We start from the raw sequence: 14,703 nt of genomic DNA on the forward strand, positions 1-14,703 counted from the left end.
AGGGCCATGTGCTCAAAGGGTCAGGGAAGGGTGAGGAGGCGCGCGCGAGGACCAGGTGCTGGCCCAACCGACAGGGCGTCCGCCGCCGGATTGGCGCCGCAGAAGCAAAGCCGGGCCTTGCGAAGCAAAGCGAATTCCGCCGCTGATTTCGCTCAGCCCATGGGCAGGCGGGCCGAAGCCGCCAGCGGATGAGCAGAGGATGCAGCATTGCGCGTGATCGGCGTGATGCTGCGGCGATTGATGGTCGCTTTGTATATTCTTCGCGCAGATGCCGTCTAACAGGGAGGCGATCAGGCCGGTTTCGCCGGCCTTGTAGATATGCGCGAAAGCGGGAGCGACAGCGACGAGGCTCTGGAGGAGAATGACCAGGGAGACGGCGATCGCAACGACGCCGCGCCGGGAGCGCGCTTCGCGCCCGGCCGCAACTTCATCGCTCGCAGTTCCTTCCGACATGCTCACGCCATTCCCATGTCGCGCAAAATATCGAGGTTATTCATCAACCTCCGTCGACAGTAGTAGCGCCCCTACCTTACATGGGCCTGTCACGAGCTTATCTGTGGCAAAATATGGGATACTGTGTCTTTTCCGTCACAGAAGACGATGCCGCCGCCGGCGCTTGATCGGCAGTGGGATTTACGGCAGGCTCCGCTTCACTATGGTTGATGACGGCAACTAAGCAGATTTGAGCGCGCCGGATGAGGATATTGCTGGTTGAAGACGAGCCCGACATGGCGCGGCTGGTCAGGGCGCTGGTCTCAGGCGCGGGCTTCGTCGTCGATCATGCGGGCGGGCTGGGAGAGGCCCACGAAGCCGCGAGACAATATAATTACGATCTTCTCCTGCTCGACCGCCGGCTTCCCGACGGCGACGGTCTTTCTCTTCTGCCCATCGTTCGCGCCATGTCGCCCGGCGTTCGCGTCATGATGCTGACCGCGCTCGACGAGTTGAACGACAGAGTCATGGGGCTCGACGCCGGCGCCGACGATTACCTGACCAAGCCTTTCCAGGGCGAGGAACTGATCGCCCGCATCCGCGCCTGTCTGAGGCGTCCGGGCGGCGCGCCGCTGCCGCCCCTGGTGGTCGGCCTGTTGTCGCTGGATATCGCGACTCGCGAGGTCTCCGTGGCCGGCCGGCCGGTGGCGCTCAACCGGCGCGAACTCATGCTGCTGCAGGCCATGATGCGGCGTGCGAGCCGGGTGACGACGCGCGAGGCCTTGCTCGAGGAAGTTTACAGCCTGCTCGACGAGGTGCAGGCGAATACTCTGGACACGCTCGTCTCGCGGCTGCGCCGGCGGCTGGCCGAGCTCGATTCGGGCGTCGCTATCCACACTGTCCGCGGGATCGGCTACATTTTGACGGAGCAGGCCTCCTGAAACGCCCTTCGCTTTCCTGGCGCATCGTCGGATATCTCATTCTCGCGCAGATCGTCGCCTTTGCGCTGGCCTGGGCGGCGTCGACCGCCCTCGGCCTCGCGGGCGTCGAGATATTCAAGACCACCTGGGACGAACTGGCCGCGCCGCGCGCGAGCCGCCTCGTGATCGATTCGCTCGTGCGCGATGCGGACGGCGCCGTTCGCATCGATCCCGTTCCCGAGTTGCGCGCCGAACTCGAACGGGCGCCGGGAATGAAATTCGCCGCCTTCGACCGGGAAGGCAAGACTTCGCTGCCCGGCTCGTCTCCCGAACTGGTGGCGGCTGCGCAGCGTGTCCTGGGGGTGAGCCCGACGCATACGCATCTCATCCTTCCGGGCGATCCGGGGACGAGCCCTCTCGGGTTCATGGAGCCGCGATGGACGCCCTACGGCCGGTTCCATATCGCGGTCTACAGGCAAAAATTCCGCTGGGACGATATTTTTCACGCCATCGGCGCCGATCTGCAATGGCTCGCAATCTATCCCCTGGCCGCGATGTTCATGTCCGCGGGAACGGCCTGGTTCGCGATGCGCAACGGCCTTACGCCCTTGCGCGCCGTGGTGCAGGAAGCCTCCGGCATCGATATGAATTCGCTCGACAGGCGCCTTTCGACAGCCGGCGTTCCAGAGGAGATCAACCCTCTTGTCGAGGCCATGAACGACGCGCTCGATCGGCTCTCCGCCGGGGCCGCGCGGCAGCGTCGCTTCATAGCCAATGCGGCGCATGAGCTGCGCACGCCCGTCGCAATCCTCAATGCGCGTCTCGACGCCCCGCAGGAGCCGAGCTTCAAGAGCGATCTCAAGCGCGATGCGCGACGGATCCGCAACATCGTCGAGCAACTGCTCGCGAGCTCGCGCCTCGGCGAACGTCCCAACGAACTCGACCGGCAAATCGATCTGGTCGCGCTCGTTCGCGCGGCCGTCGCCGATTCTGCGCTGCTCGCGATCAAGAACAAGCGCCAGATCGCTTTCGAAACGGAAAGGCCTTCCGTATCCGTGTGCGGAAACCGGATCGCGCTCGAATCCGTGGTGGCGAATCTGATCGACAATGCTTTGCGGGCGGAGCCCGAGGGCGGAACGGTCGCCGTTCGCGTCGAAGCCGAGGCCGCCGTCGCAGTGGTCGATCACGGCGAAGGCGTCGCGCCGGCCGACCGGGACATGATCTTCGAGCCTTTCTGGCGCAAGACCGAAGCCAAGCCGGGCACAGGCCTCGGCCTCGCCATTGCAAGAGAACTGGTGAGCCTCCACGGCGGCAGGATTTTCGTCGAAGACACGCTCGGGGGCGGCGCCACTTTCAAAATAGTCCTGCCGCCCGCGTTCGATGACGCACAAAAGCTTGTCTCATCCACGAATGCGCCTTGACGCCTGTAACAGCGCCGCATACGTTCATCGGCGAGCAGGAGTTCCGGCTTGATCTCTCATCGCGCAACCAACGCATCAGGAAAGTGGATCGTCGTCACCGTCGTGACGGCGTGCTTTTTTGTTTGGCAGGCGTTGCTTGCAGGCGCGATGCCGGGAGGGATGAGCTACGCAGGCGACGCCATCTGCGCACAGCAAAGCGATATCGGCTCCAAAGACACTCCTCCTGCTCCCGGAGCCCATCATCACGCTGCTTGCTGCCTTTTGCATCCCGGCGTTCTGCTTCTTCCCGCGCCTCGTCCTGCGTCCGCCGTCAAGGCGGAGCGCATAGGGGAACTGCTGCCTTTGGCGACGGACCGCTCCGCTCGCCTCAGCGGCGGTGCGCCGGAACTCGGCCCTTTGTCGGCGCGCGCGCCGCCCCGTTTCTTTTCCTGATTTCATTACTGACGTTCATATCCGTCGCGTTCGTCGTTCGCGCCTTTCCATGCGAATAATTCGTCGAGCGTCGGAGGATCGCGCACCGAGCCGGAAACTTCGATTCCCATTCCGTCGCAAGAGCTTGTCGACCTTTTGCGATTGATGCGCTTTCGGAGCCTATGTCGGCGCCGGCGCTCGCGTGACCCCCGTGTAAAACCCGGCGCAGCCGTTTCTCTGCGACTGCTGCGCCGTCGATTTCGCCTCCCTGGTGAGAAACGGCTGCGTGCGCACTCTCCCAGCGCGCAAAGTCGTCAGACTTCCCCGCTCGATCTTTTTCGAGCGGGGCTTTTATCCGGCGCGGGCGGAGCGCGCAGCTCGCGCGCCGATCTCTTCGAGCGTCGCCGTCACGTCGTCCATCAGGGGCCTGGCGCGTGAATCCGGCTGCACGCAGAGGGCCTCCAACTCCCGCAGTTTTTCCAGGCCGCCCGCATGTGGCGCGCATTGTTCCAGCAGTTCGCCGAGCAGCAGCCCCCAGGCCCGGACCTCGACTCGCCGCCATGCCTCGCCCTCCGGGCCATGTGGAAGCGCACAGGCGGCGCCGAAGTCGCTGAGCTTGGCCTTTCCGGTCTCGCCGTCCCACAGCGTATTATGGGCGTAAAGGTCGCCGTGCATTATGCCCCGCTCATGAAGATGGGCGGCGGCGGCGGCCGTACAGCGCGCGATTTCGAGCGCGGAATCGACGGATAGGCCGAGCGCCGGATCATAGACGTCGCGGCTGCAGCTCTCGAGGCTGGGCGGACCCGCCAGCACGCGCCAATGTGCGGGAAGCAGCGGCATGACCAGCGCCTCTGCGCCATCGGGGTGATCCGTGAGCCGCCCGAGCGTCCCGATCAGATTGGGATGATCGCCAGCGGCGAGGCACGCCGCCATCTCGCAGGAGGGTAGGCCGTCGCTCGTCATGGAGCCTTTGTATAGCTTCAGGGCGACGGCTTCGGCCTCGCAGCCGCCTGGCCTGCTCCAGCGCGCCGAGTGCACCCGGCCCGAAGCGCCTTCTCCGAGCAGCGCGTCGACTTCGAGCTGCGCCCAGGAAACGAACTGCGCGCCGACCGGCGCAACCGGGCGCTCGCAGGGATTTCCCGCCCAGGATATCCACGCGAGACCGGGCAGCGTCGCGAGCCATGGCGGCAGGGTCTCGAAAGCGTTGGAGCTCAGCCTTATGAGTTCGAGGCTTGCAGCCCCCGCCATGCTCTCGGGAAGGTTCTGGAGCCGATTGCCGGCCAGCATCAGCTTTTGCAGAAGCGGCCGCTCGCCGAGAGATTCCGGAAGGCGCTCGATGCGGTTGTCGGTGAGCGTCAGCCAGCGCAACCGGGGCGGCAAGGCTTCTGCTGGAACCTCCCGCAATCCGGTGGCGCGAAAACCGATCTGGCTCAATGCCGCGCAGTCTCCCAGCGACGAGGGGAGACGCTCGAAAGGATTTCCCGAGCAGAACAGCGCCCGCAGCCTGTGGAGACGCCCCATGTCGTCGGGAAGAGACGTCAGCCCGCCTCCGCTGAGGTCCAGGACCTCCAGCGTATCGGCGAGCGCGAAAATCTCGCGCGGGAATTCGCAGAGCCCGCCAAGGCGCAGGCGTCGCGCGCCGGCGAGATCGCCACGGCGAAGAGAGTCGAGTTCGATGCTGCTGTCCATGGCGCTGCTGTATGCAGCCCTGGGCCGAGGCGCAACGGAAAATGGAACGGTGTCTACCGGGCGGGAGGTTAGGGACCTCCCGTCCGATCGCCGCCAGAGCGGGAAGCATCAATATTTCGCGAGTTGCGGCGCCGCGCCCCAATCGAAATGATAGTTCAAGCCGGCGCGAACGACATGGCCGCCCGACCATCCTGCACTGGTGACGTTGGACACATAGAGGAGGGGGCGGCCCGCGACGGCCTGATTGACACCGCCGAGAAGGCCGTAAAAGCCCTGATTGCCGAGATCGCAATAGAGATATTCGAGCTTGGCGCTCCAATGCGGGTTTATCAGCCACTCTCCGCCGGCGCCGACGGTCCAGCCGATCCGCAAGGAGTTGGCGTTCTCATAACCGCCATTCACGCCGAAGGACGCCGAATTCGAAAATTGCCAGATGGAGGCGGCGAGATGCGGCTCGCCATAGGCCAGTCCGCCGGTGGCGTAGGCGAGCAGGGCCGGCGTGACCAGATAGCCGAAGCGCCCGCGAGCCGTGCCGAGATAAGCGAGGCTTTTCGAGGCGGTCGTCGTCGTCGTGACGCTTGCGCGGGTGACGGCTTCGTTTGCGGCTCCGAGGGCTGAGCCGGAGGCGTGCGCCGTGGTTCCCTGGAAATCGGCTTCCAGGCCGGCGACGAGCTTGGGCCGGAACTGCCAATTGTAGCCGATCTGGCCGCCGCCGAGGAATCCCCCCTCGCTCAGAGGGACCACGCTGGCGGCGCTGGAGGCGCTCGCCCGCCCGAAATAGGTCGCGCTTCGTAGGATTTGGCCGCTCTTTGGATTCTTCGCTCCCGGATCATCGAACGCGTCTCCCGGAACATTATTGAGGCCGTTGTTGTCGCCGAAGAGTCCGCCGGCGTTCACGCCTGCATAAAAGCCCGTCCAGAAGGGGGCAGGGGACGGTTCCGCGGGAGCCGCCGCCTTGAAAGGCAGATCGGCGACCGACTTGTCCGAGAAAGCGAGTTTGAGCTCCGAGCCCCAGACCGCGCCCCATGCCGGGTAGCCATAGATCGTCTCGTAGCGCTTGTTGGTGATGTTGCGCCCATAGAAGGTGAGCTTGGCGTCGCCGCCCGAGATGGGGAAGTCGTAAGCGAGATTGGCGTCGACGGTGGCGTAATTGCCCACCTGATGATAGGCGCCGTCGGCCGAGTTGAAATTGGACCAGAAGGCGGAAACATAATTCACCGCGACGGTGGCGGTGAATTTGTTCCAGGCCTGGGTGAGGGCGAAGTTCGCCATCGATCGGGGAATGGTCATCCCGTAGGGCGTGCTTGTCGAGCCGCTCCAGGCTTCGGTCAGCCGGGTATAGCTGGCGCGATAGGAAGTCTTACCGAGGGGGTTGTCGAGGAACACGCCGGTCGCCACCGCCTCGACGCCCTTGCGCACCGTGTTCGCCTGTGTCCACACCGGTGTCAGCTGGCCGTTGTAGGTGATGTAGCGAGACGGCGTTTTGTCGTTGGCGATCTCGGTGTCGAAATAGGTCACCTGGGGCTTGAACCAGCTATAGAGCGGCAGGATGACGGCCGCTTCATATTTATCCTGCAACTCGGGCAGCAGGGTCACGCCGTTGTCCGGGATGATGCCCGAGACGTCGCTCTGCTCGGTATGTGAATATCGGCCGCTGAAAGCGACTTCCCTCAACGGGTCGAATGCGCCGAGATCGAATTCCTTCAAGGGTTTTAGGGTCGCGCCCGCCGCGTAGTTGATCGCGAGCGGAAAGCCGCGGTTATAGAAGTATCTCGTGGATGAGCCAGAGGCCGCCTGATCGACGCCGATGTAATCATAGTGATCGTCGACCCGGAAGCTGCCGTCCAGAGTCAGGCGATCGGAAAACAGCTTCTGCTCGAAATTGCCGTAGCCGCTGAGCGTATCCTCCTTGCGGGCGTAGCCGGCATAGGATGTTTGACCCGTCGGGTTCGACCAATTGATATATTGTATGCCGAGCTGCGCGAGGGTTCCGTCCCAGGTGAAGCTGTGCCGCGCGTTGATCTGGCCGGTGTAGCTCTTCTCGTTGTTGACCGTGACGATCCCATTGTTGAAGGCGGCGAGGACGTTGTTGTCCTGCGTCTTGGTGTAGGACAGGGTGATCAGGCTGACATTGTGCGCGTCCCAGTTCAAATTCGAGTTGGAGGTCAGAAAGGTGGCCTCCATCGGCGAATAGGACCACTTCTGTCCGATCAAGCTCGGCGTGTTCTGGCCGAAGGTCGCCTGTTGAAAGCCGTAACGCGTGCTCTCCTGGAACAGCGTCCAGTTGGTCTCGAGGATGCCGGCGGAAAAGCCGCCTTTGAGCAGGCCAGCGGTCGTGTCGTTCCAGGCATAGAAGTTCGGGGGGCCTTCATTGCTGCTTTTTTGAATGAAGCCCGAAATGAAAGTCGGGAGCGAGCCCGGCTGCTTATCGAAGACATAGCCGCCATAGGCGCTGCCCAGCACGCCGCCGTAGGTTTCGACCGCAGTCCTGAATTCCGCCTCGGTATTTTGCGGAATATGGGTGCGGATGACGACGAAGCCGCTGTTGAGCGCGCCGGAGGCCGAGCCGAAGTCGACGAGCGGCCCGAGCGTCAGCGCCGAGGGGTCGCGGACGATGTCGACCTGATCGACCTGTGACAATGGCAAGGTCTGCATCATCAGACCGGCGGTCTGCGCGCTCATATAGGCGCCGTCGACGACGAAGCCGAAATTCGAATCGCCGCGGAACTTGAGATTGTTGGGGAATTTTCGCCCCTGATAGGTGACGAGGACGCTGGTCGCGTTCTGCAGAAGGCCGAAAATGTTTTGAGGATTGAGGTCCTCGATATCCTGGCGCGTGAAGGTCTCGGTATGAGGGCGGCTGCTCGGCGCGACGCGCGCCATATTGGCGACGTTGTCGGGCTGAAGATCGGGCCGCGCCTGCTGCGGCGTGAGGAGGCGCGGCGCTCCGTCGGAAGAATTCGAGGCGCCGTTTTCCGACGATCCGCCGACGTCTATTGCGGGCAGAGACTCTTGCCCTCGCGCGCTTCCTTGCAAAAGCGCAATGGCGGCGAGCGAACAGGCCCCCAGAAGGCGCGTTCTCGGTCTGCGCCGCATCGACGGCTGATCGTCCATACCCATCTATTCCTCCAACCGGCCCTGCGCACGAAGTCGTTCAGGCGAGTTCCGTCGGCCTGAATCAAACGCTGCGCGGGTAATGAAAATATAAAATATGTATATGGCGTCGATACACGGAGGAACAGTACAAAGCTTGTGCATTCGTTATATAAAATAGACACATAGATATTTCGGACGCCAAACATCCGCATCCGGGGCGAGGGAATCAGGCCGATGCATGCGAAGCTGGAAAGAGTCGCCTGACGCCGCGTTCATCATTCACGGTCTCGACGCGTACGCCGTAGATCCGTTCGATCATCGCGCTGGTTACGACCTCCGGCGCCGGCCCGTCCGCCGTTATGCGCCCGCTTTCAAGTATTGCTACGCGGTCGGCGACGAGAAGGGCGTGTTCGGGATTATGGGTGCTCACCAGAATGCCGCAACCGTCGCGAGCGAGCGCCGAAAGCTGCGCCAGCATCTTATGCTGATAGCCGTAGTCCAGCCCTGTCATGGGTTCGTCCATGATCAGCATGCGCGCGCCCTGCGCCAGCGCGCGGGCGATGAGCGTCAATTGCCTCTCGCCGCCCGAGATTTCCGTATAGCAGCGGTCGGCGAGATGGGTGATGCCGAGCTTTTCCAGAGCGGCGCCGACAGCTTGCCGGTCTTCCCGGCCTGGGGGCCGGAGCAAGCCGGATTGCGCGATGCGCCCCAAAGCCGCCACGTCCCGCACCCGATAAGGGAAAGGAGCGGCGTGGCTCTGCGGCACATAGGCGATCGAACGCGCCGTCTCCCGGCGCGAATAGCTCGCGAGTTTCCTTCCGTCGAGCTCGACGGCGCCGCGCTCCGGCTTCAGAAAACCGAGCAGTAGGCGGAAGAGAGTGCTTTTGCCGGCGCCGTTGGCGCCCAGCAGCGCGATGATTTCGCCTTCCCGCAGCGTGAGGCTCGCGCCCGAGAGAATGGGACGTTCGCCGCGGCTGAAAAAGAGGTCGCGGCCCTCCAGGCGACGGCGCGAGTCGCGCGTCATAGCCACTCCCGCCGCGCATGACGAAGCACTGCGACAAAGGCCGGAATGCCGAAGAGTTCGGTGACGACGCCGATGGGAATCTCCGCGTGCGCAACGACCCGCGCAATGCAATCGGCGAGGATCATGAAGATGGCGCCGAGCATCGCGCTTGCGGGAAGCAGGCGGCTGTTGAGCGGCCCGAGCGCCAGCCGCGCGAAATGCGGCACGATGAGCCCAACCCAGCCGATCATGCCGGCCAGCGCCACGGACAGCGAGGAGATCAGGGTCGCGGCGGCGATCACGCCGTAGCGCACGCCTTCCACCGGAACCCCGAGAGAGCGCGCCTCGTCGTCGCCCATGGACATGGCGTCGAGCGCCCGGCCGAGCAGGACCAGACATGCGACGCCCATTAGTATTGGCCCTGCCGCAAGCGCGGCGTGGGGAAGGTTGACGCTGGAAAAGCTGCCCATGAGCCAGTAGACGATGGCCGGCAACTGATCGTTGGGGTCCGCCGTATATTTGACGATCGAGAGCATCGAAGTGAACAAGGCTCCCGAGATCATGCCGCCGAGCACGAGCATTACGGTCGAAGCCGAGCCGAACAGATTGGCGATGACCGCTCCGGCGCCGACCGCGGCGAGGCCCATGACGAAAGCCAGGATCTGCACGAGCGCGCCGTTGCCGAACCAAAGAATGCCCAAAGCGGCGCCGAAGCTCGCCCCGCCGAGCACGCCCAGAATTCCCGGCGAGACGAGAGGATTGCGAAACACAGCCTGAAACGCGGCGCCCGAGGTCGCGAGCGCCGCTCCTACGAGGCCCGCCGCGAGCACGCGCGGAAGGCGGATCTCGACGATGACATTGTGCAGCAGATCGTATCGTGCGGGCTCCATTGCCGTCCAGCCGAGCGCGGCCCAGCCGAAGTCCGCGAGATCTGAAAAATGCAGGGGGTAACGCCCGAGCGTAAGCGCGAAGCAGGCCGTCATGATGAGCGCCGGCGGCAGCGTGAGCAGCGAAACGCCCCGCACTTTAATTGAAGAGCCTGGCGAAATCCGCGTCGTCGATCTCGACGCCGAGGAACAGCCGGTAGAATTTCTTGGTCTCGTCCTTGAGGTCGAGGGGATAGCGAGTGGGATAGAAGGCGTTGGCGAGCCATTGGATTCCAAGAGCGCGCATGAAGCTCGGCGGGCGATCGAGCCAGTTGAACGGCGCGCGAGGAATGGCGAGAATGCGTCGCTCCTGGACCGCCTTCACATTGCGCCAGCCTTCGGTTCCAGTTACCGAAGACGCAAAGCCGTGATCCTGCGACAGGATCAGATCCGGGCGCAGCGCGATGATCTGCTCCAGGCCTATTTTTTCCATGCCCATATGGGTCGCCTGCTCGCAATGATAGACATTGTCGGCTCCGGCGAGAATGATGGGCTCGGCGTGAAAGCTCTTGTCGCAATCGGTTGCGAGCCCGTCCGCGCTTTCCGCGTAATAGACCCGCAGCCGTTGCTGCGCCGGAATGTCGGCCACGGCTTTTTGCACGCGCGCCAGAGCGCCATCTATATAGGCCGCGAGCTCGTCGCCTTTCGCCTTGCGGTCGAACAGCTCCCCGAGAAACCGGAAGGATTGCGCATATTGAGCGAGCGTGTCGAGCTTTATGAAGACGACCGGCAGCTTGATTCGCGCAAAGCTTTCTTCAGTTTTGGAATTATCGCCGAGCCTGTCCGCCCAGGCGATCACGATGTCCGGATGCTGCGCCAGGATTTCCTCCGGATTGAGCTGGCGTCCGCCGCCGGACTGGCTGCCGAGCGCGGGCAGGTCGCGCGCTTCCTTGCGGATGAGGCGCTTGTCGTCTCCCTTCATCGGCGTGTTCAAGCCGATCAGCAGTTCAGGAGCCAGGGCGTAGAGCATCAGGGTCGGAGGCGGACCCGAGCCATAGACGCGTTCGATCTTCGCCGGAATGGTGACGCGGCGCCCGATCATGTCGACGATTTCGCGGGTGTCGCCCGCAAGGGCGGGCGCGATCGCGGCGAGGCAGAAGATGAAAAAGGCGAGCAGTCGCATAATCAAGACGCGATCTCCAGGGGCTTGGAAGCGGACAGGGCTTCGGCGATGCGCGGACGGATGATGGTCGCAAAGTCGTCGAGGCTGCGCAGCGCGTTGGCCTCGTTCGCGGTTGTCGGCTTCAGCAGCAGCGAGCCGATATTCACGCGCTCGTGAATGGCGAGGATCTTTTCGGCCACATCGTCGTAACTGCCGATCAGCGAACGCTCGAGCATCTCGGCAGGATCGAAGGCCGCCGCCGGACCCGGCCCGTTGGCGAGGAATATGCCGCGCATGCGCTCGGCGAAACGCTGAATGAACGGAACCGCCTCGTCGAGCGCCTGCTGGCGCGTCGGGGCCGCGTAGTAGAAGCGCGCCAGTGCAAGCCGCGGATCGGAGCCGGGGGCGGCCTGCCGATAGGCGTCGACCGACTGGGCCACGCGCGCGAGCGGAAAGGGGGATGCGGCCATGATGCCGAAACCGTTCCGCGCTGCATATTCGATCGCGTCTGGCGTTGCGGTGGCGATCCAGGTCGGGATGGGCTTTTGCAACGGCTTTGGGGTCAGCGTCACCCCGTCGGCCTGATAATGGGCGCCGGCGAAGCTGACGGTGTCCTCGTAAAGCAGGCGGTTGACGAGTTCCAGCGCTTCGATCGTCAGCTCCCGCGAGACGTCCTTGCTCGCGTTGAAGTGCCGGTTCTGCAGATCGAAAGGACCGCCCTTGGCGACTCCGAAATCAAAGCGCCCGTTCGAGAGCACGTCGATCGTGGCCACGTCTTCCGCGACCTGGATCGGATTGCGGAAAGGCAGCAGCACGGCGGCCGAACCGAGGCGGATGCGGCTTGTGACGCCGGCGAGATAGGCCAGTAGAGCCAGGATCGAGGGGCTCGCCGCGTCCGGGTTGAAATGGTGTTCCGCAACCCAGGCTTCTTCGAAACCCAAAGCCTCGGCGTGTAGAATCAGCCGGGTCTGGTCGTCGAAACACTGTTTGTAGTTCCGCGTGGGATTCTCGTAAGTGCAGAATATCCCGAAGCGCATGAGACCTCCGCCAGCCGCCGGTTTCCTGCGGAGTCGAACGCCCCGGCGCCGATCCAGTCGATCGCGGCGCTCGACGCGGACTTCCCGCGTCTGGACAAACGACTGTGCGACTCTGCATATATCCGCAGTATATAGCGGTAGCTAGAGGGAACAGCCTCCTTGCGCAAGCGCAAAAAACGGCCGCCGGCGCCCATCTTTTCAACAAGTTGGGCTTGTCCAGGGACGCCTCGACGTTTTTCGAGCCCGACGCAGGCCTCGGCGCGCTAGCCTACGGGCGGGCCCTTGAGTTCGACGACATTTCCTTCCGGATCCGTGACATAGATTGAAGGCCCCGAGCCTTCGGCGCCGTAACGAACGGCGGTGTCGCCCGCGTCGACGCCATGGGCTTCGAGATGACGGCGGATTGCGCCTTCGTCGAAGGGATCGATCCGAAAGCAGAAATGATCGAGATTACGTCCTTCCTTTCCCGGCGCGGCTCCTCCGGCGCTTCCGAGCGGCCCGTCGACGGGCACGAGGTCGAGAAGCGATCGGCCCGCTCTCAGCTGGGTGAGGCCGAGCGCTTCCTGTCGGCGCTCAATCACGCATCCCAGAACATCGCAGTAGAACTTCAGCATGGCGTCGAGGTTCACGACGCGAAGCACGAGATGGTCGAGTTCCCGGATCTGGATCATGCGACTGCTCCTCGGGGGCGATCAAGCTACGCGATTGAGCTTTTCGAGAGATGAGATAGCTCTTCTGAAATACGTAGCGGCGCGCCGGTCTGGGGCAGGAGGAAGTTGCGGCGGCTGCATGGCGGGTTCGTCCAGACGGACCGATTGCTTCGCTGCCGAAGCAAAGCGGTCCCGTCCAATCGCAGCGCTCAGCTTACCTCACCAGGGCAGTTGTTGCGCCTCGCTTACGAAAATACCGCTGGGGCCCTCGTCATCGAGCAACGCAAAGTGGATTGCAATGACGGCGGCCTGTTCGGGCGTGCGCGTACCTGAAAAATTCGTCGCCTCGGTTGCGGTATAACCCGGGCAAACGGCGTTGACCTTAAACCCTTTGTCCTTCAGTTGGTCGGCGTAGCTTACGGTCAGCGAGTTTACCGCCGCCTTGGATGCTGCATAGGTGGGTAACTTTATTTCACTATAGGCCCAGTTCGGATCCGCGCGCATCCCGAACGAACTCAGTTCAGATGAGACATTGACGATACGCGGACGGGTGGATTTCGCCAGGAGCGGCGCCATCGCCTCGGTGAGGCGCAGAGTGCCGACGACGTTGACATCGAGCGTCTGCTGCATCCGTTCGATGACAGAAAGCGTCGGGTGATAATCAAGCCCGATGCCTGCGTTGTTGACCAAGCTGTCCAAGCGGCCGTATTCCTGCTCGATCAAGGCGGCAAGGGCGGAGACGCTGGCTTCGTCGGTCGTGTCCAGTTGCACTGGCGTGACCCGCAAGCCCTCGGCCTGCAAGGGGGCGCTCGCTGCCTTGCCTCGGTCGAGTTGGCGGCACCCGAGCAACACATGCACGCCCTTGTGGCGCGCGAGCCCAGCGGCAATGGCCAGCCCGATGCCGCGATTGGCGCCGCTGACCAAGGCGATAATCTCACTCGTTTCCATTACGTCCGTTCCTATAGCAAGCGTCTCGCCGGTCCGTCATGCGAACACGGCTGCCGACGCGGGAGATGCTTCGGCCGTGCTTGGCCGAAGGGCTTGCAAAGGCAAGCGGACACCTCGTATAAAACCTCAAGCATGGTTGAGGTCAAGGGATATTTCGCTGTGGACAGAAATGGGAAACCGCCCCAGCACATGACGGTGGGAGAAGTGGCGCAGCGGAGCGGCGTCGCGGTTTCGACTTTGCACTTCTACGAGGCCAAGGGACTCATCGCAGCGACTCGCAGCCGCGGCAATCAGCGGCGCTTTTCGAGAGACATTCTGCGGCGCATCGCCATTATCCGGGTGGCGCAGCACCTTGGAATTCCTTTGGCGGAAATCACTACCCTCCTGAAGCCGATACCGGCTGGAAAGCAGCCGACGGCGGCGGATGTCCGCGAGATGGTCGCCAATTGGCGGCAGTCTTTGCAGGCTCGCATCGACGGACTGACCCGATTGCGCGACCATCTGGATAGCTGCATCGGATGTGGATGCCTGTCGCTTGAGGATTGTCCACTACGTAATCCTTCAGACGAGCTAGGCGCCGCCAACGGCTCAGGGCCAGTGCTGCTGCAGCGCGATCAGGCATGAGTTGCAAGACTGGCGGCAATTGCAGCGGGAGAGAGAGAACATAGCGCGCTGCACGGGCTCTCCTGCGAAGCAAAATCGTACGCCGGGGTTCTTGAGTTTTAGCCGGGCTGGCCGCGTCAGCGATGTTCTTTCTTTTCCTGTCCTACGCGCAAGGCGACATGGGCGAAAGAGACGCCGGACCCTTGCGAGGACTCGCGAAGCGCCTGCCTCAGGAACCGGACAGGAAAACGAATGGCTTCGATGTTGGAGTCCCGCATTTCGGCCGGTCTGTTGGAGTCTTCGGTCAGCTTCGACTCGACCCTGGCCAGAAGCGCCTCGAGCTCCCTCTGCTGGAACAGTCCCTTCTCGCACATCGCCTCGAGCAGGGCGGCGAGGACGACATAGAAGCCCTCGAGCTGTAGATTTGCGGTGTTCATGCGCTTACGATCCTGGCTGCGGAGAGCC

Annotated in this window: 14 protein-coding genes; 4 read left to right on the top strand and 10 right to left on the bottom strand. The window is 63.2% G+C overall.

Going from position 1 to position 14,703, the window contains the following annotated elements; all coding sequences use genetic code 11:
• Nucleotides 1-12: 12 nt before the first annotated feature.
• Complete coding sequence (locus tag H2LOC_RS00745; RefSeq protein WP_136494650.1) at nt 13-453, bottom strand: hypothetical protein; 441 nt, start codon at nt 451-453, stop codon at nt 13-15.
• Between the two features lie 242 nt (nt 454-695).
• Here H2LOC_RS00745 and H2LOC_RS00750 point away from each other — a divergent pair, with 242 nt between their 5' ends.
• From H2LOC_RS00750 to H2LOC_RS00760, 3 genes are all read left to right on the top strand, one after another.
• Complete coding sequence (locus H2LOC_RS00750) at nt 696-1,373, top strand: response regulator transcription factor (RefSeq protein WP_136494651.1); 678 nt, start codon at nt 696-698, stop codon at nt 1,371-1,373.
• Between the two features lie 161 nt (nt 1,374-1,534).
• The gene (locus tag H2LOC_RS00755; protein WP_246206925.1) at nt 1,535-2,773 is read left to right on the top strand and encodes a sensor histidine kinase; all 1,239 of its coding nucleotides are present in this window, start codon (nt 1,535-1,537) and stop codon (nt 2,771-2,773) included.
• Between the two features lie 48 nt (nt 2,774-2,821).
• Complete coding sequence (locus H2LOC_RS00760; protein WP_136494653.1) at nt 2,822-3,205, top strand: DUF2946 family protein; 384 nt, start codon at nt 2,822-2,824, stop codon at nt 3,203-3,205.
• A 330-nt stretch (nt 3,206-3,535) separates the two neighbouring features.
• Here H2LOC_RS00760 and H2LOC_RS00765 read toward each other — a convergent pair whose 3' ends face one another.
• The 8 genes from H2LOC_RS00765 to H2LOC_RS00800 all read right to left on the bottom strand — a co-directional run bounded on the left by H2LOC_RS00765 (nt 3,536) and on the right by H2LOC_RS00800 (nt 13,635).
• Nucleotides 3,536-4,873 carry a leucine-rich repeat-containing protein kinase family protein gene (locus tag H2LOC_RS00765; RefSeq protein ID WP_136494654.1) on the bottom strand — a complete coding sequence of 446 codons (1,338 nt, stop codon included), beginning with the start codon at nt 4,871-4,873 and terminating at the stop codon, nt 3,536-3,538.
• Nucleotides 4,874-4,981: 108 nt separating this feature from the next.
• Nucleotides 4,982-7,993, bottom strand: coding sequence for a TonB-dependent receptor plug domain-containing protein (locus H2LOC_RS00770; protein WP_136494655.1), 3,012 nt, complete (start codon nt 7,991-7,993; stop codon nt 4,982-4,984).
• Between the two features lie 202 nt (nt 7,994-8,195).
• Nucleotides 8,196-8,993 carry an ABC transporter ATP-binding protein gene (locus H2LOC_RS00775; protein WP_136494656.1) on the bottom strand — a complete coding sequence of 266 codons (798 nt, stop codon included), beginning with the start codon at nt 8,991-8,993 and terminating at the stop codon, nt 8,196-8,198.
• Nucleotides 8,990-9,955 carry a FecCD family ABC transporter permease gene (locus H2LOC_RS00780; RefSeq protein WP_136496931.1) on the bottom strand — a complete coding sequence of 322 codons (966 nt, stop codon included), beginning with the start codon at nt 9,953-9,955 and terminating at the stop codon, nt 8,990-8,992. The genes H2LOC_RS00775 and H2LOC_RS00780 overlap by 4 nt, the downstream gene beginning before the upstream one ends.
• Before the next feature lie 43 nt (nt 9,956-9,998).
• Complete coding sequence (locus H2LOC_RS00785; RefSeq protein ID WP_136496932.1) at nt 9,999-11,021, bottom strand: ABC transporter substrate-binding protein; 1,023 nt, start codon at nt 11,019-11,021, stop codon at nt 9,999-10,001.
• A gap of 2 nt (nt 11,022-11,023) precedes the next feature.
• Complete coding sequence (locus tag H2LOC_RS00790) at nt 11,024-12,037, bottom strand: LLM class flavin-dependent oxidoreductase (protein WP_136494657.1); 1,014 nt, start codon at nt 12,035-12,037, stop codon at nt 11,024-11,026.
• A 263-nt stretch (nt 12,038-12,300) separates the two neighbouring features.
• The gene (locus H2LOC_RS00795; protein ID WP_136494658.1) at nt 12,301-12,708 is read right to left on the bottom strand and encodes a VOC family protein; all 408 of its coding nucleotides are present in this window, start codon (nt 12,706-12,708) and stop codon (nt 12,301-12,303) included.
• 198 nt (nt 12,709-12,906) lie between these two features.
• Nucleotides 12,907-13,635 (bottom strand): SDR family oxidoreductase, encoded by a 729-nt coding sequence (locus tag H2LOC_RS00800; RefSeq protein WP_136494659.1) that lies wholly within the window; start codon nt 13,633-13,635, stop codon nt 12,907-12,909.
• Between the two features lie 132 nt (nt 13,636-13,767).
• On the opposite strand from H2LOC_RS00800, the gene soxR reads away from it, so the two are divergent.
• The gene (gene soxR, locus H2LOC_RS00805) at nt 13,768-14,259 is read left to right on the top strand and encodes a redox-sensitive transcriptional activator SoxR (protein ID WP_246206926.1); all 492 of its coding nucleotides are present in this window, start codon (nt 13,768-13,770) and stop codon (nt 14,257-14,259) included.
• 116 nt (nt 14,260-14,375) lie between these two features.
• Here the strand turns inward: soxR and H2LOC_RS00810 are convergent, their stop codons facing one another.
• Nucleotides 14,376-14,675 (bottom strand): hypothetical protein, encoded by a 300-nt coding sequence (locus H2LOC_RS00810; protein WP_136494660.1) that lies wholly within the window; start codon nt 14,673-14,675, stop codon nt 14,376-14,378.
• Nucleotides 14,676-14,703 lie beyond the last annotated feature (28 nt).

The sequence above is a fragment of the Methylocystis heyeri genome, from assembly GCF_004802635.2.
GTDB classification, from domain to species: domain Bacteria; phylum Pseudomonadota; class Alphaproteobacteria; order Rhizobiales; family Beijerinckiaceae; genus Methylocystis; species Methylocystis heyeri.